The organism is Catalinimonas alkaloidigena (genome assembly GCF_029504655.1).
Classification (GTDB): domain Bacteria; phylum Bacteroidota; class Bacteroidia; order Cytophagales; family Cyclobacteriaceae; genus Catalinimonas; species Catalinimonas alkaloidigena.
In genome coordinates this window covers 4602469-4626026 of record NZ_JAQFIL010000001.1, presented here as the reverse complement: position 1 = coordinate 4626026, position 23558 = coordinate 4602469, and the positions used below count along the sequence as shown (strand labels likewise).

The 23558-nt window shown below is 43.7% G+C and carries 18 protein-coding genes; 14 read left to right on the top strand and 4 right to left on the bottom strand.

Going from position 1 to position 23558, the window contains the following annotated elements:
• Positions 1-2: 2 nt before the first annotated feature.
• A complete protein-coding gene (locus tag OKW21_RS18835; protein WP_277482063.1) occupies positions 3-1277 on the bottom strand; it encodes an ATP-grasp domain-containing protein in 1275 nt (424 codons plus the stop codon).
• A gap of 208 nt (positions 1278-1485) precedes the next feature.
• Here OKW21_RS18835 and OKW21_RS18830 point away from each other — a divergent pair, with 208 nt between their 5' ends.
• The 3 genes from OKW21_RS18830 (at position 1486) to OKW21_RS18820 (ending at position 5093) form a co-directional block, all read left to right on the top strand.
• Positions 1486-3132, top strand: a complete 1647-nt coding sequence (locus tag OKW21_RS18830; protein WP_277482061.1) for a DEAD/DEAH box helicase — start codon at positions 1486-1488, stop codon at positions 3130-3132.
• 192 nt (positions 3133-3324) lie between these two features.
• The gene (locus tag OKW21_RS18825) at positions 3325-4419 is read left to right on the top strand and encodes a ferric reductase-like transmembrane domain-containing protein (RefSeq protein ID WP_277482059.1); all 1095 of its coding nucleotides are present in this window, start codon (positions 3325-3327) and stop codon (positions 4417-4419) included.
• 128 nt (positions 4420-4547) lie between these two features.
• Positions 4548-5093 carry a thioredoxin family protein gene (locus OKW21_RS18820; RefSeq protein ID WP_277482057.1) on the top strand — a complete coding sequence of 182 codons (546 nt, stop codon included), beginning with the start codon at positions 4548-4550 and terminating at the stop codon, positions 5091-5093.
• Between the two features lie 37 nt (positions 5094-5130).
• Here the strand turns inward: OKW21_RS18820 and OKW21_RS18815 are convergent, their stop codons facing one another.
• Positions 5131-6747 carry an N-acyl-D-amino-acid deacylase family protein gene (locus OKW21_RS18815; protein WP_277482056.1) on the bottom strand — a complete coding sequence of 539 codons (1617 nt, stop codon included), beginning with the start codon at positions 6745-6747 and terminating at the stop codon, positions 5131-5133.
• Between the two features lie 178 nt (positions 6748-6925).
• Between OKW21_RS18815 and OKW21_RS18810 the strand changes: the two genes are divergently transcribed.
• On the top strand, positions 6926-7834 hold the full coding sequence (locus OKW21_RS18810) for an SDR family oxidoreductase (RefSeq protein WP_277482053.1): 909 nt from the start codon (positions 6926-6928) through the stop codon (positions 7832-7834).
• A 148-nt stretch (positions 7835-7982) separates the two neighbouring features.
• On the opposite strand, the gene OKW21_RS18805 is transcribed toward OKW21_RS18810, so the two are convergent.
• Positions 7983-8366 carry an endonuclease domain-containing protein gene (locus OKW21_RS18805; protein WP_277482051.1) on the bottom strand — a complete coding sequence of 128 codons (384 nt, stop codon included), beginning with the start codon at positions 8364-8366 and terminating at the stop codon, positions 7983-7985.
• 159 nt (positions 8367-8525) lie between these two features.
• On the bottom strand, positions 8526-8807 hold the full coding sequence (locus OKW21_RS18800; protein WP_277482048.1) for a PQLLE family protein: 282 nt from the start codon (positions 8805-8807) through the stop codon (positions 8526-8528).
• A 424-nt stretch (positions 8808-9231) separates the two neighbouring features.
• Here OKW21_RS18800 and OKW21_RS18795 point away from each other — a divergent pair, with 424 nt between their 5' ends.
• From OKW21_RS18795 to OKW21_RS18750, 10 genes are all read left to right on the top strand, one after another.
• On the top strand, positions 9232-13353 hold the full coding sequence (locus tag OKW21_RS18795; RefSeq protein WP_277482046.1) for a hypothetical protein: 4122 nt from the start codon (positions 9232-9234) through the stop codon (positions 13351-13353).
• Between the two features lie 105 nt (positions 13354-13458).
• Positions 13459-14574, top strand: coding sequence for an esterase/lipase family protein (locus tag OKW21_RS18790; RefSeq protein WP_277482044.1), 1116 nt, complete (start codon positions 13459-13461; stop codon positions 14572-14574).
• Positions 14523-15443, top strand: coding sequence for an acetoacetate decarboxylase family protein (locus tag OKW21_RS18785; RefSeq protein WP_277482043.1), 921 nt, complete (start codon positions 14523-14525; stop codon positions 15441-15443). Before OKW21_RS18790 ends, OKW21_RS18785 begins: the two co-directional genes overlap by 52 nt.
• A gap of 78 nt (positions 15444-15521) precedes the next feature.
• Positions 15522-16442 (top strand): alpha/beta fold hydrolase, encoded by a 921-nt coding sequence (locus OKW21_RS18780; protein WP_277482041.1) that lies wholly within the window; start codon positions 15522-15524, stop codon positions 16440-16442.
• A 56-nt stretch (positions 16443-16498) separates the two neighbouring features.
• Complete coding sequence (locus tag OKW21_RS18775) at positions 16499-17014, top strand: hypothetical protein (protein ID WP_277482039.1); 516 nt, start codon at positions 16499-16501, stop codon at positions 17012-17014.
• Between the two features lie 3 nt (positions 17015-17017).
• Entirely contained in the window at positions 17018-17404 is a 387-nt protein-coding gene (locus tag OKW21_RS18770) for a patatin (protein ID WP_277482036.1), read from the top strand.
• Complete coding sequence (locus tag OKW21_RS18765) at positions 17391-17810, top strand: DUF4345 family protein (protein ID WP_277482034.1); 420 nt, start codon at positions 17391-17393, stop codon at positions 17808-17810. Before OKW21_RS18770 ends, OKW21_RS18765 begins: the two co-directional genes overlap by 14 nt.
• On the top strand, positions 17797-19236 hold the full coding sequence (locus tag OKW21_RS18760; RefSeq protein WP_277482032.1) for a patatin-like phospholipase family protein: 1440 nt from the start codon (positions 17797-17799) through the stop codon (positions 19234-19236). The genes OKW21_RS18765 and OKW21_RS18760 overlap by 14 nt, the downstream gene beginning before the upstream one ends.
• A gap of 10 nt (positions 19237-19246) precedes the next feature.
• The gene (locus tag OKW21_RS18755) at positions 19247-21049 is read left to right on the top strand and encodes a metallophosphoesterase (RefSeq protein ID WP_277482028.1); all 1803 of its coding nucleotides are present in this window, start codon (positions 19247-19249) and stop codon (positions 21047-21049) included.
• A complete protein-coding gene (locus OKW21_RS18750) occupies positions 21003-23330 on the top strand; it encodes a GMC family oxidoreductase (protein WP_277482026.1) in 2328 nt (775 codons plus the stop codon). The genes OKW21_RS18755 and OKW21_RS18750 overlap by 47 nt, the downstream gene beginning before the upstream one ends.
• Positions 23331-23558: the final 228 nt, after the last annotated feature.

The following is a 23558-nucleotide window of genomic DNA, read 5'->3' as shown; positions in this document are numbered from 1 at the left end:
GGTTATTTTATTTTGATATCAATTGCTTCAATGATCTGGTAATATTTTTCAAGTAGTGCCTCCTTCGCTTGGGCACCGGTCATCACTACGCCCAACGCATAGCTATGATTATCCTGAAGAGGAAGTTCAGATAAGCGTTGTCCTTCTTCAACATCAATTTTGATGGTCGTATCATCATACTTTTCCTCTATCAGTCTGATTTTCTCTTCATCGGGTATACTTTCTACCACACCATCCTCAAATACCCTGTACTGAAATTTAGCGGCATATTCATATTTACCTTGCAGTTCTTTGAAGTGCGGTTTTTCTCCCAGTGCCAGCTTGACCAGAACCTGATGGTTAGAATGTCCTCTGGTTTTATCATACATGTCACTATGCGACTGTGACATGCGAGGATTGATCTCCAGCAGATAAATTTTATCTTTTTCTTCATCATAAAAATACTCTATGTTGAAGGGCGAATTATTAAAACCTATCTGCTTCATTACCCTACGGCTGATTTCATCCATTCTTTGTTGCACCCTTGAGGGGAGCGTACTGGGTAGCAGATAGTAAAAGAATGAAGGAGAGTTCGGATATCTAACCGAGTCAATCAGGCCATAGCTATACACTTCATGATTGTATACATAGCCGGATATAGTGCATTGATGTCCGCCAATAAGTCCTTCTGCCAGGCAGTAGTTGCCATCTACTTTACGTATGTCTTCAGGAAGGTCAGCTTTTTCCAGAAAAAAATTGAAAGGTTCTGCCAGCCTTCCTATTTCTTCCCGAAAAGTAGGCATACAGTTTTCGTAATCGGCCTTGTTTTCAATTTTAAAACCTAGCTGAGAGCTAAATGCTTTAACCGGTTTGATCCAGAAAGGAGGATTTACACTAAGTTCCTCAAATGGACCAGGCTCAAATGGGTTGACTGCATCAAAAGCTGGAATATTCTCAGGAATTGCTTTATGCTGTTCCTGCCTGCTCCAGTATTTATGTTCACACTTAAGTCCCTGTACGAGTGTCGGCCCTTTTAAACCGTATTCTTCGCAGAGCAAAAAGGCAATCAGGGTGAAAGGAAAATCAAAAAAGCTGATGATCGCATCAATAGGGGGATCCTCTTTTTCTATTTCCTTCCTGGCTTCATCAACTAATTTTTTAATCTGTATATCCTCACTCTTCTGAATGCCAGACCTGAACATGGGAATAAAATGGTAAGCCTCAGCATCTTCAATGGTGTTAAGTTCTTGTAAATTAAACTCATTATAACCGACTATCAGTATGTTTTTTTGCTTCATAAAAATAAGCCTGTATTAGTTAAAAAAAATTTTGCTGTACACTATCCCAACAGACTACACTTCCAATAGTTTTTAGGAAATAAAATAGCTTGGAGGAACTGCCTACTACTGTATTATGTTGCTACATGATGATATATTTAGGTGCAGCGGTGCGTAAAGCTTATTTCTTTTACCTACTTTTGCGCCCGTACACACATAATAGTTTTTAATGACAAGATTTGATGCGCTGGGTTTGCGCGAGGAAATTTTACAATCACTAAGTGAGCTAAAATTTGAAGAACCCACTCCTATACAGGAACAAGCCATACCTTTCGTCCTGAATTCCGAAAATGACCTGATTGCTTTTGCACAGACCGGTACTGGTAAAACAGCTGCCTTTGGTCTGCCTATCATTCAGCAAGTTGATGAACATAATGACGTTACACAGGCATTAATATTATCCCCTACAAGAGAGCTTTGCCTACAGATTTCAAATGACCTGGCTACTTTCTCTAAATACCTGAAAACGCTTAACGTGGTGCCAGTCTATGGTGGGGCAGATATTGCCAAACAAATGAAGCAACTCAAAGACGGTGCTCAGATTGTTGTGGGGACACCTGGGCGAGTGCTTGACCTGATTAAACGTAAAAAACTTAAAGTAGAAAACATTAGTCACCTTGTATTGGATGAAGCCGATGAGATGTTATCTATGGGTTTTAAGGATGAACTGGATGCTATCTTGGGAAATACCCCACAGGATAAGCAGACATTGCTCTTCTCTGCCACCATGCCTAAAGAGATGATGGCGATTGCCGAGAAGTACATGCACCAGCCGGAAGAAATTAGCGTGGGTAAGCGTAATGCCGGTGCGGACAATGTCCAGCATCAGTTTATTCCGGTACATGCCAAAGATCGCTATGAGGTGCTGAAGCGTATTGTGGATATCAATCCCAATATGTATGGCATCGTATTTTGCCGTACTCGTAATGATACGCGTGAAATTGCCGATCACCTGATGAAAGATGGTTATAATGCTGATGCGCTGCATGGAGACTTATCACAGGCACAACGCGATGTGGTTATGAATCGCTTCCGTAGGAAGAATTTACAACTCCTCATTGCTACCGATGTAGCTGCCCGTGGCCTGGATGTTAATGATCTGACACATGTGATCAATCATAGCCTCCCCGATGATCCGGAAGTATATGTACACCGTAGTGGTCGAACCGGTAGGGCTGGCAGAAGTGGTATCTGTCTGACATTGGTGCATGGGAGAGATAAAGGTAAGCTCAAACAAATAGAGAGAACCGTCAATAAAAAATTTGAACAGAAGCCTGTGCCCAGTGGTAGAGACATTTGCGAAAAGCAACTCTTTACGCTGATAGATAAAGTAGAAAAAGTTGACGTAAACCCTGAAATAGAGCAGTTTCTGCCTGCAATTATCAGCAAGCTTTCCTGGCTGGATAAAGATGACCTGATCAAGCACTTCGTTTCTATGGAGTTTAACCAGATGCTGGAGCATTATAAAAACTCTCCTGACCTGAATGCTTCATTCTCTGCAGACAAAGGAAAGAAAGACCGTAAGGAAAAGCGTGATCGCAAGCCCAAGAAAGGGGCACAAACGAATGGATCTACTTTCTCACGTTTTTTTATGAACATGGGCAAAAAAGATAAGATGTCTCCTAAGGTTATTATCGGTATGGTTAATAAGCATATGCCGGATGAGGATGTTAAAATCGGACAGATAGAAATTCTGAACAATTTCTCTTTTTTTGAAGTAGATCGCAGCTATGAAAAAGATGTGCTGGATGCGCTGCAGTATGCCACTCACAAGGGAAAAGGAATTGGTGTAGAGATCGCTAAAGATAAAGCATAAGTCATAATACTTAACTTGTTTATCAGCCTGTCATCAGTTTTTATCAAATGATGACAGGCTTTTTTTTGTACACAATGCTCATTTTCAAAGCATCATCTATTCATAAAGTCAATAAATAGGGTGACCAATATCATTTTTCTCTCCTGACTGATGCTGTAGTTTCTTATCAGAAAAGTCAAAGATAAATCTGCTATGAAACTTGTTTTTGCCATACTATTATTTCTACATGCTCTGATTCATCTGATGGGCTTTGTCAAGGCTTTTAAATTCGCTGAAGTCAGTCAACTGAGTATGAGCATTTCAAAAGCCGCCGGAATCGTCTGGCTAGTGGCTGCGGTAGTGCTGATCGTCACTTCCATTGCTTTTCTCCTCAATAAAGAATGGTGGTGGATGATCGGTATTTTCGCTCTGTTGTTTTCACAAGGCCTCATCATTTTTTATTGGTCAGACGCGAAGTTTGGAACACTGGCTAATATCATCTTGCTAATTGGAATTGTACTAAGCTATAGTCACTGGCAGTTCAATGCATCAGTCAAAAATGAAGTCAGGCACTTCTTTCCTCTTGTAAGAGATCGGGCAGGCAAAATCACTGCGGATCAACTGGCTGATTTACCTCCTATGGTAGAGAAATGGCTCAGGAAGACAAATATCCTGGGAAAAAGTTTCATTGAAACTGCTTGTTTTGTACAGTCAGGGGAGATGCGCATGAGTCCTGAAGGTAAATGGACGCCCTTTGAAGCAGAGCAATGGACCAGAACAGAAGATGCAGGTTTTATCTGGCTCGCACATGTTAAGGCTCCAATGGGAATGACCATCGCTGCACGGGATAATTATGCGGAAGGGAAGGGCAATATGCACATCAGGCTGCTGTCACTTATCCCTATTGAGCATGCAAATGGGCCGGAAATAGATCAGGGGGCAATGTTGCGCTATCTGGGCGAACTGGTGTGGTATCCTACGGCTGCCCTCAATGATTATATAGCCTGGGAAGAAATTAACGCCACGACCGCTAAGGCCCGCATGCGATATGGAGAAAGTACTGCCGAAGCTATGTTCTTTTTCAATGAACAGGGGGAGGTGATTCGGGTGGAAGCCGACCGTTATTACCATCAGAAAGGTGGGGCGAGCCTGGAAAGGTGGGTGATACAGCTGGAAGGAGTGAAGGAGTTTGATGGAATACGTGTGCCTGCCAGGGCAAGTATCCATTGGAAACTCAGTGAGGGTGATTATCATTGGTACAAGGTAGAAGTGGAAGATATTCAGTACAATCTTCAAGAGCGACAATGATGGTTTTGCTACCGGGCTATAGGCTTTTGTATGGGTTTTTCAAAAAAAACAACTTGCCATGAAATAATGGAGATCTTTTGTATACAAACAGAGTAGAAGAAAACGATTTGAGACCAACTAAATCATAAATGTATACAGCAAATTCGCTTAGAGATAAGATCATACACTTTCAAAATACTTCAGAACAGCATTTTCAAAAGCAAAAGAACCTGCCAAACTTCTTCAAGCTGAGCTTAGCTTATCTTAGCTTTTTCCTCTCTACTTTTCTGGCAGCTTTTCGTCTCCCTTTTCTATGGTTGAAAAGGCTTTTGCCATCTTCTATTGCCTCTGCAAAAGAGCAAGCCGTTTTACAAGTCAATACACAGAATATCAAACAGGTTTTACAGGATAATGAATGGGTAGTTTTAGACTTCTGGGCAGCCTGGTGCGGCCCCTGCATGATGATGGAACCTGCTTTAGAAAGTTTCGCCCAGCGAAATCCTGACATTGCGGCAGGAAAAATAGATGCTGACCAGAATGCTGAGTTACTTAAGCGTTATAAAGTAAAAGGTTTACCGCAAATCTTATTATTTCACCAGGGAAAAGAGGTAAAAAGACATGCCGGAGCTTTAAGTGAGCATGAACTGGAGGCATTTGTGCAACAGGAAATGTCAAAGATAAGTCAAGCCGTCTGATCTTCTTCCTAAAAAATTCCTGACGGCTTCTTTATTATTATTTGGCTTCTTGTCCTTTCAGTAGCTGGCCGGGCCTTTCTCCATTGTACTTGCCTTTTTCTACTGCTGGCTTACCATTAACAATCACATACTCCATGCCCTCCGAATAGGCATGCGGGCTTTCAAAGGTAGAAGGGCTATTGATCTCTTCCAGGTCAAAAAGTAGGATATCTGCAGCCTTGCCTTCCTGCAATAAACCTCTGTCCCGGAGTTGGAAACGCTGGGCGGGCAAAGAAGTCATCTTACGAATAGCATCTTCCAGACTTATTACGCCCAACTCATGTACATAATGGGCCAGTACTCTTGAACAGGAACCATAAGCACGGGGATGAGGTGCGCCTTTGCCCATCTCAGGCACGCCGGCATCGCGGGCAATCATGGTAAAGGGATATCTCATCAGATGTTGTACATCATTTTCGTCCATTTTATGATATACCATTTGCACACGATCACCTTCTTCCACCTTAGCCATCATATCCATAATAGTCTCTGCCTCCTGAGCCGCTCCGGCTGTCTTACCCAGCATAAGATTGATCTCGGCAATACTTTTACCGCTGTATTTTTCTTCCCACGGACAATTGGCTACCACTGAATAGCTGTAATCTTCAAAGCCTACGCTTCGCAGGGTTTCCAACATCTCAGCTTTGATCTTTTTGCGGGTCTCAGTATCTGCCAGGCGAGCTCTAAGTGAGTCTGTACCCCCTGAAAAAGCCCAGGAAGGTAGCAATACACCCAGTCTGGTACTGCTGGCAGTATATGGGTACTGGTCAACCGTTACATCTATGCCCTGCGCACGATAATCTTCAATTCTTTCTAGCAATTCGTTGGTTCTGCCCCAGTATTTTTTGCTTGAGATCTTGATATGAGAGATTTCTACCGGAATGTTAGCTTCTTTACCAATATGCACAGCTTCGTCAATAGCATCAAATACTTCATTGGCCTCATTGCGGATGTGGGAAGCATAAACACCCTGATATTGAGCCGCCACCTTTGCCAGTGCGACTACCTCATCGGTCTCGGCATAGGTGCCCGGTACGTAGATGAGTCCGGTAGAAAGACCCACAGCTCCATCCTCCATGGCTTGAGCGACCAAAGCTTCCATCTGCTGTAACTCTTCTGCATTTGGTGCACGATTGGAAGAACCCAGCACCGCATTACGCACTGTATTGTGTCCTACCAAAGAGGCAAGGTTTATAGATAAGCCCTCTTTCTCCATAGCATTAAAAAATTTGCCCAGGTTTTCCTCCGAACCACCGCAATTGCCGGTGATGATGGAAGTAACGCCATCGTAGAGAAAGTTATCCGCGCTAGGGCGATCAGGCAGGCTTTTTTCCACATGGGTATGCACATCAATAAAGCCGGGAGCAGCATATAAGCCTCCGGCATCAATTATTTGTTTAGCTTTACTACTTCCAAGCTCACCTATTTTGACAATCATACCCTTTTGGGTGGCAATATCACCCTCGTACCAGGCATTGCCAGTGCCATCAACGATGCGGGCGTTGCGTATCAGAAGGTCGTAAGTTTGTGCTTGCAGGGGTATGGAAATGAGTAAACAGCAGAGCAGGCTAAGGCATATTTTGGGGATGTGTAGTGCTAATTTTTTACTTTTCATAGGCCCAAAATAGAGAAAAATGAAATATCAGGCTAGTTGCTTGCCTGTATTTTAAAAACCCAATTACTTTTTTGAAAATGTTGGTAACAATTGTTCTCCTATTGTATTATACAAATTGGTTTGCTTACCTGTCCTGTAAAGCAGGTAGCTATTTTTTTAACTTAAATTATTTTTTGAAATGAGTGATAATAAAGTAAAAAACCAATACGAGAAGCAGAATCCTGTAGATCAATATCCTAAACCTCCTTTTCCTCGTCAACCGCAGCCTGTACCGGGCTCGGTGAACAAAATGGATCCCATGCCCGATCACGGCGAGGAAAGTTATCAGGGCTTTGGCCGCCTGAAAGGCAGAAAAGCGCTGGTCACCGGTGGTGATTCAGGCATTGGGCGTGCTACAGTGATCGCATTTGCCCGCGAAGGCGCAGACATTGCCATCAACTACCTGCCCAGCGAAGAAGAAAATGCGCAGGAAGTGATCAAGCTGGTAGAAGCGGAAGGTAAAAAGGCTATTCCGCTGCCCGGTGATATCGCTGATGAAAGCTTTTGCAAGCAGTTGGTAGAAGATGCCGTGCATGAGTTGGGCGGACTGGATATATTGGTCAATAATGCCGGAAGGCAGACATCTCAGATGTCCATTGATGAGCTGACAAGCGAGCAGTTTGACAATACCTTTAAGGTAAATGTATATTCCCTCTTCTGGATATGTAAAGCAGCGATGCCACATCTGGATGCTGGCTCATCTATCATCAATACCACTTCCATTCAGGCCTATCAGCCTTCGGATAATCTGCTGGATTATGCGCCGACCAAAGCTTCTATTGTGGCATTTACCAAAGCCTTGTCTAAGCAGGTAGCGGAAAAGGGAATCCGTGTCAATGCGGTGGCCCCCGGTCCTTTCTGGACACCTCTGCAGCCCAGTGGTGGGCAGCCCCAGGACAATATTGAGAAGTTCGGTTCTGTTTCATCCCTAGGGCGTCCCGGTCAGCCGGCAGAGATTGCTCCCATATACGTGTTATTGGCTTCTCAGGAAGGAAGCTATATCACCGGTGAGGTGATGGGCGTCACAGGCGGAAGAATGCCAATGTAATTGACCAATGATTGATGTTCAAAAATGAAGGTTTGTCAAGGCAGTCAGCCATTGGCAGACCTTCTTTTATTTTCAGGCTTACGTTCAGGCAGCTATCTTCCCAAACTATCAGTAGCTCAAATTCTAAGGTGTAAAATAAAAATATAGCTTAGCCAGGCTCTTGCTTTATATTAGAGATTACATTTCTGATTTTCTCTACTATTGTTTCAATATCAGAGAATACTTCCTCATTACTAAAGCGCAGAACTTCAATTCCTAGCTGTTCCATTACATAGGTACGCCCTTCATCATATTCTTTGATGTGCTGAAGTTTGTGAATTGAGCCGTCTATCTCTACTACAATCTTGGCCTGATGACAATAAAAGTCAGCAATGTAATTGGCAATAGGGTGCCGCCTTCTAAACTTCAAACCCAATTGGCTTTCACGTAGATATTTCCACATTTCTGTTTCTGCCGGAGTACATGTTGCCCTAAGCCTCCTCGCTCTGGCAAAGAGCTCAGGCCCGGCACCATAAAACATCTTTCTTTGCATAAGGTGCTATTTATGTTGATGCTTGTGAACTTCGCTACCTCACACCCCTTTTCTCCTGGGAGGGGAGCCGACGCACGAACTAATCCCGTAGAATTCAATGCGCGTAGAATCCCTTCAGGGATAAAAGGGTGGGCGGTGGCAAGGGAGATCGCTAGACCACTACCCCGCCAGGGCTTCCATCTGCTGAGGTTCTTCTTCCAGGGCAATGTAGGCTACCCTGATAAGTTTGCGATACCAGCGATCTAACTGGGCCAAAGCTTCCTGCTTCTTGTGGGTAAGTTCCTGCGCATTGCTGTGTGCTTTCCGCTGTAGCGCGGATAGCGCTATCAACTGACCCAGTAGTGACTTACTCTCTTCCAGTTCGTGGCGGGGAATATTGTACTGATCCAGCGTCTCCACATAATCCAGCGCATTGCGGTAAAAATGATTGGTTTGTTTCAATCAGTCATTCATGCGAGTTTTGCGGGCACCCCTGTAGCCTAACTTCTCGGTTGCGGTTTCTGTACAGAGACCAGGGGAAAAAAACGAGAAAGACCAGAAAATTGAACTTTATAAAAGTAGACTTGCCACTTGATTAAACTTAGGTGTTTTGGTGATTATTTGGTCATGGCTTTCAATAGCCTCCTTAGTTGAAAATGATCGTTTAATTACGTACTTTCAGCTAAGTGCTTATAACTATATGACTATCAGAATGTCATTTTAGCACTTTAGCCAGAGAACAGTCTGACTAACAGGATAAATATTGTAGTTATCCAAGTTTTAGGACCAAGTAGGTTACATTAACACATGTTAGTCTACTAATTCATAGAGCGGAATTGATGTATTGATAGAAGCAATCAGCCATTGCAATTAAGATTCCTAAATTATGAAACTGTTTTCTAACCTGCCTCGTCGTTCGTATATCATTCTAGGCACCTTCATGGTGTTGGCGGCACTGTTTGGCTATTACTTTTGGGTATACTTACCTGCCAGAGAAGCGTTTCAGATTTCCAAGCGTGTAAGAGACCTGCAACAGATCGCAATCAACTTTAAAGAAAAGGATAAAGTATACCGCAAGACCGCCAATTCCATATATATCAAGGACAGCATCAAAAGTATATTTGATAATTGCGAAGACCCTGATGACAGAAAAGCACTGATTGAACAGCTGAGCGCAGAACTGAATAGGACTTCGGGCAATCCCAACCTTCGTTTTATAGATACTACTTTCAAAATGGCAAATGATATAGCTTATCCTTATGTCATAGAAAACACCAAAACGAACATTAAGACCTGCGGTGTGGAACTGGCTGCCACCGTGGATTTCTTCTTTGCACCTTTCCAAAAAACCAGGCGATTTGATGATTACCTGCTTTTTAAAGGCAATGCGTTGGCGTATAGCACTGTGGATGGAGAATTATTACAGGTCTCCCGAGAGTCTTCTGACAATAGTTTTAATGTGGATAGCCTGCTAAAGGGCGCTGAGAAGCAAAAGGTAAAACTTAAGCTAGATCAGTTAGAAGAAATACCTGAAGTTTATGAGCCGGGCATTAAAGTACAGCTCTCGGCTGCGGAGTATAAGTTGTTTTCTACTAACATACAGTCCAGTGACAATGAGGTATGGACCATTTACGCGCTGGTAAATGCTGAAAATTTTGAAGCGGATATCAAAATGATCCCCTATATGGTCGTCATCGTAATTGCCGTGATATTACTGATACTCATATTTGCGTTGCCGCTTATCAAACTTTCACTCATCAGCCCTATAGAGCGTCTGCACCGGATAGATGTAGTACTTTCTACTTCTTCTTTTGTCATCTGCACTTCTTTGCTATCACTGTTTTTGCTTTTTTGGGCATCTTATCGTGCCGACCTGAAAAATATAGAAAGTGACCTAAGCGCGTTGTCTGATCATATCAATAGAGATTTTGAGCAGGAGCTGGATTCCATCAGCTCGCTGATGAAAGAAATGGAAGAGGTGGCTTATGAGCAATCCCCTAATCATACATTTACCAATATTAATATATTTGAAGATGAATATAAGGCACTGCACAAAAAGCTGAATCGCTACGCTTTTTTAAGAAACCTTTACTGGATTGATGATAAGGGTACGTGGAAGTACCAGATTTCTACTGAAACCAGTAAAAGCAAAGCGATAGAACCTAAAAACTTTAAGGAGCGCCCTTACTTTTATGAGATAGCCAATAACAATGGTTGGCATTCAGATCGTATCAGCACGCAAAATACTTTTTATGTGCAGTCTATTACCTCCTGGTTAAACTCAGAGAAGCTGGCAGTCGTATCTGTTCCGTCCAAAAGTGACCATATTGATCTTAAGGACAAAACCATCGATAACATCAAGGTGCTGGCGGCATCTATTCGCCTGCATGCGCTCATGGACCCCCTGCTTCCGCCTGCCTTTTCCTTCTGTGTAATTAACGAAGAAGGCGATGTGCTCTTTCACTCTGACAAAGAGAAGAACTTACAGGAAAATCTTCTGGCTGATGTAGATGATCATAGAGGAGTTCGCTCCGCACTGATTGGAAAGAATAATATTTACGCCAATGTATATGCCGGAGAAAACAGTCAGATGATCTACATCAGTCCGCTGAAGCATACGCCCTGGATGCTGGTGACTGCCTACGATAAAGCCTATATAGAATCGCCCTACTTACAGCTTATCAGCTTTTGTGTGATCTGTGTCCTCGTGATCGGGGGAATAGCTTTTTTTCAGTTGTATCTTATTTCTCTACTTGACCATAAGCCCTCCAAGCTTAAAAAGCAGACATTTTACTACGACTGGCTTTGGCCTGTGAAGGGGAAAAGAGAAAGATACTTTAGTATCATGATATACAATCTCATCCTGGCTACGGCACTAGGGTTATACCACCTGTATTATGAGCTTACAGTTTTACAGGTGCTGTCTTCATTTTTATACGCTGTCCTGTTTAGTAATAGCTGTGGATGGTTAGTCCTGGAAGATGATTCAAGGCAAAAGAGGTATAAAAGTAGAATCATATTGGGGGCTACAATTGCTGTTTGCCTCATTATCTATGTAATGACCAGCCTGATTACTTTAGGTTGGGGCGAAAACTTTTTCGTCTTATTACTGGTGGTAGTGATTTCATTCATCCTGTCCATCCCGCTGCGTAGCAAAAACTTACAAAATCTCCCCTGGCCACCTGTCAAGACAGGTTTTAGAAATGCTTACTGGGGCATGCTGTTTACCTATTTGTTTGTCAGCAGTATACTTCCGGCAATTTTCTTATACAGCGCTGCTTATGTACAGGAGTTGGAAATATGGGCAAAGTATGAGCTTTATGAAATCAGTAAAGCGAGAGAAAGTAGGAATGTAGCCCTGCACACTTTGTATAAGCATAAGACAGTGGTGAATGAAGAAAATACTCAGCCAGAAAGTATTTATCAGCTGGCTATACATGAAGGCAACTATTATAATACACTCAATTTTAAAGCATGTGATTGCCGATCCAGTATAAAGGTGACTAAATTGCGCCCCCGCTGGAACAGCTTACTCCATCGTAGCCGCCCGTTTTTCACGAATATGTTTGTAGCTTCAAATGGGTTTGTATTCTCTAAAGGGGGAGATGAATGGAAAACTGATCTTTGTGATACGCATGGGATACGTATGCATTATCATAGCGTAAATCAGACTCCTGATGATGGAGTAGTGCTAGCTACTGTAAGCAGAGGTTTAAACTGGCCATATATCTGGAGCGAGCTTAAAGAAAATACCTTCTGGTTGGCAGTGATCTGGTTATCATTTTTAGTAGCTATTTTCTATGTCGTCCGTTTCGCTACCAATAAGTTCTTTGCTATGGAGCTATTCAATAATCTGCAGACTATGGAGATTGACGATGCCTATCTGGATAATTATTTTAGTACAAATTTGAAGGAAGATGGGCATAAGCATCTTTTCGTGGTGGCACTTCCTTTTGCCGGTACCCATCAATTGTATCAAAAAAACCATCTCCAGGTCTTTGATGTACCACACCTGCTGGATGAAAAAGAGTGTGCCAAAATCCTGAAGATCAAAAACAGCCAGGTAGTGCTTGAGCATTTTAGCTACGTAATAGAAGATACTCTGGCCAATAAACAAATACTGGATATTGTAGAGCGCTTACTCAGAAATCAAAATAACATTATTATTGTATCCCGCCTGTCGCCAACCCAGATAATAGACCAATACGAGGAACGTATTACTAAGCTGGAAGATGTAGGGCAAAAGGCAGAACTTGAGATACAGATGTCTAAATGGAAAGACATACTGGCGGGCTTTGTCAAGGTATTTTATTCCTTGCTCCACGAAAATACCCTGCATCAGAAGTACGCTGAAAATTTTAGCATTAAAGAACTATTGTCCTATGAGTTTCGGGTAAATGAAGAGTATTTCCGTCGGATCAAGCAGGCATTCACGCAGAAGTGGGAGCCCGGAAATATAGTGCTTATGCCTTCTCTTGCAGTAGTAGAACAGGAAAAAGAAAGCAAGCCCCTTCAGCATAATGATGTAAAAGAAGAAATTATTCTGAAGATACAGAGCATGGCCCAACCCTTCTATTTTTCGCTATGGAACACCTGCTCAAAAGAAGAGAAATACCTGCTCTACGATTTGGCGATGGATGGATTTGTCAATACCCAAAATGAAAGAGGGTTGAAAAAGCTACTGGAGAAAGGGTTGATATATTATCATGAGTCATTACAGGTGATGAATGAAAGTTTTAGAAATTTTATACTGTCAACCATCAAAGAATCAGAATCACTGGCCATGGAGAAAGAACTTAGGCGTTCCGGTACCTGGAGTTTATACAGTTCTGTCTTCCTGATCTTGCTGATTAGCCTTATTGTATTCGTTTCACTGTCTCAGAAAGAAATCATCAGTCAGTTTGTAGCACTGATGGCGGGGCTGGCTACTGCCATTCCATATCTTTTAAGGTTTAGTGGCTTTTTCAGCTCTATCAGCGGCAACAGCAAGCTAAACAACTCAGCTTAAGGCCAAAACATGGATATCAAAACAAAGCATTATATGAAGACAGTGTTGTTTTATTGTATTTATGTAATAAAATATGTAAGTTAATCATGCCTAACCACAAAGATTATGACTATACAGTTTGAAACTGTGCCCTTTACGAGTCGTGATGGGTTTTTCTGCAACCTAAAACATGTTGTAGACCACACGCCTGACGGCCAAGGTTCACAACCTGCAAAAACGCCTGTGCTTTTAGTACATGGAGCAGGCGTAAGAGCCGACATCTTCAATCCCCCTACCGAGAAGAATATTATCCATATGCTGGTGGAAGAAGGCTACGATGTGTGGCTGGAAAACTGGCGGGCCAGCATTGATCTGTTGCCCAACGAATGGGACCTGGATCAGGCAGCGCTTTATGATCATCCGGCGGCCGTAAAAAAAGTGCTGGAAGAGACCGGAGCAAAAGAGATCAAAGCCATTATTCACTGTCAGGGGAGTACCAGCTTTATGATTGCGGCCGTGCTGGGATTGTTGCCTGAGGTCAAAGTCATTATAAGCAACGCGGTATCTTTACATCCGGTAGTCCCCCTCTACTCTGTTTTTAAACTGAATGTTTTTGTGCCCATTGTCAAATTGATGTTCAAGTACCTTAATCCTCAATGGGGCGTAAAAGCACCGGATATCAGAACAAAAATACTGCGCTTCCTGGTCATGCTGACCCATCGGGAGAATGATACGCTGGTGGGCAAGTTTGTAAGTTTCACCTACGGGGCGGGCTTTCCTGCCTTATGGAGATTGGAGAATCTGGATGAAACTACCAAAGCATGGATTCAGCATGAGTTTGCCGAAGTTCCTTTAAGCTTTTTTGACCACATTAAGAAAGGAGTAAGAAGAGGAGCTTTAGCGCCTGCTGACAATCAGGATGATGTGATGAGAACGTATCTGTCTCAGCCCCCCAAGCTTCATGCCCGGGTCGTCCTTTTCGGTGGAGAAAAGAACCGCTGCTTTCTGCCTAGAAGCCAGCAGAACACCTATAAATACCTGGAAAGCATACAGCCGGGTATGCATAAGCTTTATATCCTGAAAGGCTACAGCCATCTGGATGTTTTTCTCGGAAAGCATGCCCACCGTGATATATTTCCCATCATAATGAAAGAACTCAAGCAAGAACTACAACCTAAACAAACACAATCATGGCCATCCCCAAAAGAATCAAGCGGTACCGGGACCGGTACGCTCTCGTAGATGGTATTCCTTATAAGATGCCCATCTATGCCAAAAACTCTCCGGCACTGATGGCGGGTTTCTCCTGTGACTACGAGAAAGCAAATGCCCTGCTGCCCGGTAATGAACTGCATGCATTTAAATTGCCCAATGGCAAAGCAGTGCTACTGATCACTGTGATCAATTATCTGGATACCAGTATAGGTAAATACATAGAGTATAGCATCGCTATTGCCTGCACACACGGACGCAAACCTGCGCCGCCACTGCTGCCTGCCATGATGATGAAGACTTTTGGCACCGGGCAATATATTCTGGATCTGCCGGTAAGTTCTGAAGTATCAGTTAAAGGAGGCAAGGGAATATGGGGCATGCCTAAGCATCAGGCCAATCTGGATTTTATCATTACGGACGATATGGTTTCCAGCCAGTATGAGAAAGATGGTCAGTTTGCTTTTCGCATTGAAATAGACCGCCCTAAGTCACCCAGCTTCAAGCTCAATGTGGGTACGACCAATTACTGTCGATACCGAAATATGCTGATGGCTTCCTATATCTATTTTGAGTCCAAGGTAGGCATTAATCTGTTCGGCAAAGCCAATGCGAGACTCTACATTGGTGACCACCCTAATGTCTCTTACCTCAGGGACTTGGAGATCACACCAGATCCTTTCTTTACCATGTTTATGCCGGAAGCCAATGGCGTACTGGACGATCATTTCAAATGCTGGTTCATGACTTATGACGAACCGCCAGCCAAAATGCCTGAAGGGTTTGAAACTGTCTTTGATCTGGGACTAAATGAAGATTGGCTCGCACCTCCGGCTTTCACTGATTTGGAGCAATACCGGATAGGAGCAGAGCGGAAAACAGCAGTGCTTAATACATGATCAAGGAGCGTATTTCACTGTAAGTACTGGCATTGTCTAATGTAGGTTCGCCGGTTAGCAAAAACTAATGAGGGTCAGATGAAAAGGTTAAAAGGGATCACTTACTATTTAGCACTTACAGTACTCATTTATCAAGTGATTTCATGCAAAACTGTATCAGAAAGTGAACCTACAGCAGATATTCTAGACAAAACATCTATGGCTGAAGCAATAAAAATGCAGGTAAAAGTTGAGGGAGAAGGAAGTCCTCTGCTACTTGTTCCAGGCGGCCTAACCGGTTGGATAGGTTGGGAGCCTTTTGTGCATATATTTATTGCAAAAGAGAAAAAAATAATTCGTGTGCAGCTCATCAATGTAGCGTATGGGTTTGAAAATCAATCTTTACCCTCTGACTATTCAGTAAAGATGGAAAGCCAGGCGCTTGCAGCAGCACTTGATTCTTTAGTTTATGATAGCCCTATTGATGTCGTAGGATGGTCTTTTGGTGCTTTGGTATTACTGGATTATGCGCTAAGCTATCCTGAGCGTATTCGTACGATGACGCTCATTGAGCCTCCTGCATTTTGGGTACTTCAGGAAAGAAAGTTGATTGATGATGAAATACAAAAGACGATTAATTTTCACAATCAATTTATGGGTGATATTACTGAAGAAATGCTTGCAGCCTTCCTGCGGGATGCAGGAGTGCTAAGAGAAGGACAATCTGCGCAGGAGCATCCCATGTGGCCACAGTGGATTGATTACAGACAGTCACTACAAAATCTTCCGGCCATTTATGCCCAAAGAGATGATTTGAATCGGCTGATGGCTTTCAATTTACCTGTAATGCTGGTGAAGGGCAGTGGGTCATCGCCAAATCTGCACTTAATCGTTGATGAACTTGCTTCTCATTTGCCCGATGCAAACCTTATTGAAATGCCGGGAGGTCATTTACCTCATATTGTGTCTATGGATAGCTTCCTGACAGCACTTGAAAACTTTCAAAATGTGGAGCAATGATTAATATGTAAACGAACCGCCTCAAAAGATAATCTTCAATCTGAAATTAAATCGCTATGAAACGAACACTGCTAGACATCAACAACGCCTATATCTTCTTTTGTGCCTCCATATACCTGGGGCTTTTCTGGTCGCTGCACTTCTTCTGGTTTCCTAATTATCCCACTACCTTGAATGTAGATAATTATTATGATGCGATCATTCCGATCACTGACACTGCCACTCAGTTCTTCTTCATTACCATTCCGATCATGGCAGTTGCTATTGTGATCATGCTGATCAGTGAATGGAAAACTAAATTTCGTTGGGTGCCGCTGGCCTGGATTATCGGCCTGCTGGCGCCAGTCATTGTGCAGCAATTGTTTATTGAAAGGGTCAATAATAAGTTCAAAGCAGGAGTGACTGATCCTCAGGAACTTGGGGCATTATTAAATGAATGGATGTTTCTTAATGATGTGCGCTGGATCATTCTTACGATCATGTGGTGCATTACCATGTATTTCTTTATCGCCAAAGCCCGGCAGAAGAATCAGCAGCCACAGCAGCGTGAAGTATCTTTTGAGGCGGCTTAGTGTATGAAAAAGTACCTTAGCTTTCTGGTCATTCTTATTTCAGTAATAACAGTAGCCTCAGGACTTACACAAGTAGTTGCTCCTGGCTTTGTATTAGGGTTTATTGGTGCAAGTATAAGCGCTACCTCTATGCACTTTTTTGCTATCGTAGGTATGTTTATGACACTTTTCGGAGGTATGGTGCTGCATGCGATCTACAGTGCTTATACAAACGAAGTGGCCATATTATGGGCTTCATTTCAGAAGATCGGAGCTTTTGCGGCGGTTAGCTTGGGCATAATTTATGAGATATTTAGTCCGATTGCTGCCGGAGTAGCCCTCTTTGATCTTTTTTCAGGGTTGCTGTTTTTGTACTACCTAAGAAGCCTGCGCAACCATGAAGTTCATTAGCTACTTCTTCTTTTACACCTATATCGGGCTAGTCTGTCTGGCAGGAATCTGGGGCGCGTTTTTCAATGCGCATCTGGATTTTTCGCTTCTGATGGGGCTGGATACGAGTGAATTACCTGAAGGAATACGTAACAACCTGCTCAGTCAGTATCGCTTCTTAAGAGCATTGGAATTTGGATTTGGCTTATTTGCCTTACTGTTTACCAGGGAAATTTTCACGCAGAAGAAGTTTAACAGCTTATTCCTGGTCATTATGGCTTCCGGCATCCTGGCAAGAGTAGCATCCTTAGCTTACGAAGGCTCTCCCAATTGGATGATGTACTTCTTTATGATTTACGAAATCATAGGTTTTATCTTCATTTATCTGCACACCCGACAAAGTATACAAGCCTATGTCCCTACCTAAGCTTATACAATTGCATCAGGATAATACTCAGCCTAAAAGATCACTGATACTGGCGGGAGGAGGTGTAAGGCTGGCATATCAGGCAGGGGTGCTGCAGGCTTTGCAGGAAAACAGCTTGCGGTTTCAACATGTGGATGGCACCTCAGGAGGAATTTTCAATGCAGGAATGCTAGCCTCCGGGCTCGAAACGGAAGAGATGTGTAAGCGTTGGAGAAGCCTGAATATCAGTAGCTTTATGTCGCTGCGTCCGGCTAGAAATTATTTGAAACTGGCCAGCATGGCAGCTTTCGGCGATGCGGATGGCATACGGCAAAAGGTATTTCCTCAGCTGGGAATTGACTTGAAAAAGATTAGAGAAAATAAAGAGGTGTGTGCGACTTTCAATGTCTGTAACTTCAGCCATAAAACGATAGAAGCTATTCCTCATAGTAATGTTACCGAAGATCATCTGATTGCCGGAGTTTCACTGCCCATCTTTATGCCCGCCATCAAAATTAATGATGACTGGTACAGTGATGCGGTCTGGATCAAAGATGCTAACCTGATGGAAGCGGTGCGGAAAGGTGCCGAAGAAATCTGGCTGGTCTGGGCCATCGGTAATACCAAAGAATATCTGCCCGGATTCTTTAATCAGTACGTCCATATGATTGAGATGAGTGCTAACGGCGGCTTGCTGGAAGAGTATGCCCAGATCAAAGCTTTGAATGAAAGAATAGCTGCCGGGGATTCGCCCTACGGACAGCGAAAGCCTATCCGTCTGCATGTCATCAAGCCGGAATATCCCCTGCCCCTGGACCCTGATCTGTTTTTTAACAAAATAGATACGAACACCCTCATCAATATGGGCTATGTAGATGCTTTAAATTACCTGAAGCGCATGAAGACTGAAGGAGTAGCCTTTGATGCCAATAGCACCCGCATGAAAGAGCCGGGCAGGCAATTTACTTTCCGTCAATCCTATGAAGGTAAAACGAAGTTTGGAGGAAAAATAAGTGCTATGGCTTATCACCCGTCCTTTACGGTCAGGGAAATAAACGGGCAACTCTCAATCAGCGCAGTCGCCAGTGTATATATTGAAGCATTAGGCAGGGAGATTTGCACCAAAGAAAACCAGGCCAACATTATAAAAAAGGACAAAGCTTCTTATCTTGAGATAGATTCTACTTTTGTCCATGAAGCGCAAAAATATGTACTCAAGGCAAGTATTCAACTTCATTCTGTGACCAACTGGTTGCTAGGCCTTGAGTTTAAAAAGGTAAAGCTACAGCTATTTGATGACCAGCAGGAAAACTTGTGTGAAGGGCATCTCCGGCAAACCGCCGGTAACAGACTTAAACAGTTGCTGAACAATAAGCTGACGAGCAATGGGCAGGGTGGAATCCGTTTGAAGGAAAAATATCAGATGGTAAAGAAACTATACGCGTAATCCCTAATCTATGAAATTTGATCGTCAACCCATGGTTCGTTGGTATAATGTGAGATTGCTGGCTACAACCGGCCTTAAGACAATAATCTCTTCCCTTTTCGGCAACTTTGCTGACAAACGGGAAATACAGGCTGCCCTGAGTGCCAACGAATCTTTTGATTATTCTGACAACGAAGAAATATGGGTAGATTATATAGCTGACATTGGTGATGGCTTCAATTCCACCTACACTATGGCACATCTCCTTGCCCAGCCTTCTCTTAAGGTTGATGGTAAGGAGATCAAAAGAGGAGAAGTGCTGGTCATGGGGGGAGATGAGGTATACCCTACGCCTGAAGTAATTGAATATAAAAATCGTATGCAGGGGCCGTATAATGCGGCGTTTCCCTGGCAGGAAAATGATGAAGACCGACCCCATCTCTTTGCCATTCCCGGTAATCATGACTGGTACGATGGGCTCACCAATTTTATCAAGCTTTTTTGTCAGGATCGGGCGATTGGCAACTGGCTTACCAAGCAGAAACGTAGTTATTTTGCTATCAAACTGCCGCATCGCTGCTGGCTGTGGGGCATAGATGTACAACTGCATGCCGACATTGACCGTCCGCAGCGTGAGTATTTTACTGAGATCGTGAATGATGAGATGGAAGATGGAGATACGATTATCCTCTGTACTGCCGAGCCTGCCTGGATCTTTGATTCTATTGACAAAAGTAATGATACCTATGATAACCTTAAATTTTTCATTGAAAGACATATACTGCTAAAAGATAAAAAACGTAAAGACTGCCCTTCCAAAAAGCTTAAGCTGCTGGCTACGATTTCCGGCGATCTGCATCACTATTCCCGCTACGAAATTCTGGAAGATCAGGGGGGCGGCCACCTGATTACAGCCGGGGGAGGGGGGGCCTTCATGCATCCTACGCATATGCTCAAAGATGACCTGATCACCGCCGATGAGCATCATGCTGAACTCAAAAAAACGTATCCTTCAAGGACAGAATCGCGAAAGCTGGCTTTCAAAAACCTGCTTTTTCCTTTTATTAATCGGGAAATGACCATGATGTTGAGCTTTATCTATCTCTTTATCATCTGGTTTCTACAAAGTATGTCAGATACTACCATCACCAGCCAGCTGGCTGAAGTGCCTTATCAGCTGGATAATCTGGGAGAAATTTTTCTTATCGTCAATGATGCGCTGGTGCTGAACCCCTTTGGTATCATCATGAATCTGATCCTCATCGTAGGGGTGTTAGGCTTTACCGATACTTCTTTCGGACGGGGGAAGTGGAATTGGATAGCGGGTGTCTTTCATGGTATTGCGCACGTGATCAATCTGTATGTATTGCTTTGGCTCTTTTCCCGGGTCAACTCCCTGATGCTTACCGGTGAAACCTTCGGAGAAATTTATAACCAAATGCATGAGTGGAGAATTGCTTCTCTGCTCTATACGATACTTTTTGTTACCGAGATGCTGACCATTGGCGCTCTATCCGCGGGTTTCATCTTTGGCGTGTACTTACTGATCAGCTCTTTAGTATTTCAGTCTCATCCTACCGAATCTTTTTCATCCTTTAGAGAGACAACCTACAAAAACTTTCTTCGCTTCCACATCACCGCACAGGGGGTTACAATTTATCCCATAGGTGTGAAAAGAGTAGTGCATCACTGGACAAATAAAGGGACTGAAGAAAAACCGCGCTTTGAAGGGAAGCCTATCAAGTACGAACTTATAGAACAGCCTATACACATAAAATTCAACCGCCATGAAACGCTTGTCAAATCTACTGAGCAACTTAAAACCCGAATATGATGTCGTAGTCGTAGGATCAGGATATGGAGGAGGCATTGCTGCTTCACGTATGGCCCGCTGTGGCCGGTCTGTCTGCCTGCTGGAGAAAGGAAAGGAGTTTTTGCCAGGTGAATTTCCCAGCTCGGTAGTAGATGCCGCTAATGAAATGCATATGTCTAAAGGTAAAACGCAACTAGGGGCAGAAAACGGACTATTTGACTTTGTCGTAGGCAAAGATATCAGCGTGCTCAAAGGCTGTGGGCTGGGTGGCACTTCCCTCATCAACGCCAATGTCTCCATTGAAGCGGAAGACAGGGTGTTTGATGACCCCAAATGGCCGGAAGCTCTGCGTAAAGATAAACTTGCCCTGGATTTTGGTGTCGCCCGTGCTCGTGAGATGCTGAAACCCACTCCTTATCCTGAAGGAGAGAATGGTTATAAAGTGTTGGCCAAAACAGAAGGGATGCGTGCTTCAGCCAAAGCGATGAACGAAGAATTCAGGCTCCTGGATATCAATGTAAACTTCAAAGAGCAGGTCAATCATGTGGGCGTGCATCAGAAAAGCTGCAACAATTGCGGCGACTGTGTGAGTGGTTGTAATCATTCTGCCAAAAATACAACACAAATGAACTACCTGCCCGACGCCAGAAACCACGGGGCGGAGATATTTACCGAAGTGGCGGTTCGCTATGTAGAAAAACAGGGCAACGCCTGGCTGGTACATTTTGATGTGTTGGGTGCCGGGCGGGATAAGTTTGACGCTCCTTCTCTCTTTGTCCGTGCCAAAAAAGTCTTTCTAAGCGCGGGCGCTTTAGGCAGCACAGAGATTTTACTGCGATCAGTAGCAAAAGGACTTAGTGCTTCCGATATGGTAGGACAACGCTTTACCGGGAATGGTGATGTGCTGGGCTTTGGCTACAACTGTGATACACCTGTCAGAGGCATAGGTAAAATTCTGAAGAAAGATGAGATGGGCGATGTAGGCCCATGTATCACTAGTGTGATTGATATACGCAATAAAGAAAAACTGGAAGATGGCATGACCCTGGAAGAAGGCAGCATACCCGGAGCCATTGGTAAGGTCGTCTTATCCTCCATCGTGCATTTTACCCGCATCTTTGGCAGGGATACCGATCGCAATCTTTCCGACTTTTTCAAAGAAAAGTGGCGCGAACTGCAAAGCATGGTAAGAGGCCCTTATTACGGAGCGTTGAACAATACACAGGTCTATCTGGTCATGGCGCATGATGACTCCAGTGGCAAGATGTCATTGAAGCATGACCGTATTGACATCAGCTGGAAAGGAGTAGGAAAGCAAAAGATCTTCAATCAGGTAGGGGAGAAATTACACCAGGCTACCAAAGCCCTGGGCGGATCTTATGTCAAGAACCCCGCCTTTACCAAACTGATGGACTACGATTTAGTAACCGTACATCCGCTGGGTGGTTGTGTAATGGGCGAAAGTGCGGAAACAGGTGTGGTAGACCATAAAGGGCAGGTCTTCTCCGGCAAGCAGGGCACTGCTTTGCACGAAGGATTGTATATCATGGATGGTGCCATCATTCCCCGCTCAGTGGGTACCAACCCTTTGCTCACCATTTCAGGCTTAGCGGAGCGTAACTGCCAGCTCATTGCCAAAGAAATGGGCTGCCAACTGGATTATGCTTTCCCTGAGATTGCCGATAAGCCGGAAGAAGAACCCACTACCGGTATACAGTTTACCGAAAAGATGACTGGCTTCTTCTCCACCGATGAGCAAGAGGATTACCAAAAAGCGTATGAGGCAGGAGAGAAAGCAGGCTCATCTTTTGACTTTACCCTTACCGTACAGAGCGATGATATTGACCGTTTTGTAGAAGAGGAAGCGCATGAAGCCGGGATGATGGGCACCGTCAATGCGCCTGTCCTTAGTGAGCATCCGCTGACCATTAGCGAGGGAAAGTTTAATCTCTTCATTACTGACCCGGAGGATGAAGATCGTAAGAAAATGGACTACCGCATGCTGATGCACAGCCGGGATGGCAAAACCTATTACTTCCGCGGCTTCAAAGACATCCACGATGACAAAGGCTTTGATTTGTGGGAAGATACCACGGTGCTTTACATCAGCGTGTATGAAGAAGAGGATGAAAAGGGGGTATTAGCAGGCAAAGGCATACTCAAAATTAAGCCGAAAGACTTTGCCAAACAGATGACCACCATGCAGGCTATTCACCCTAAGAGTGCTCTTGACGCAACGGCTGCCGTAGCCAAATTTGGCAAGCTATTCGCCGGCTCCGTCTGGGATACGTATGTGGTGTAGTGTATAAAGTGTTGAAAGTGCTGGTCAGGCGTCGCATTGCAAATGCGACTTAGCCTGGCGCCACTTAGTCTTTACGAGTTAGGTCGCATCTGCTTAATGTGGACTATCTTATATGTATGTTAGGTCGCATTTGCAATGCGACCGTATTACATACAGATCACAAAAACTCAATTTCATCAAGTATTCCTGATTCACCGGCATAATTCCTTGCGCTGGAGTAGAGATAGT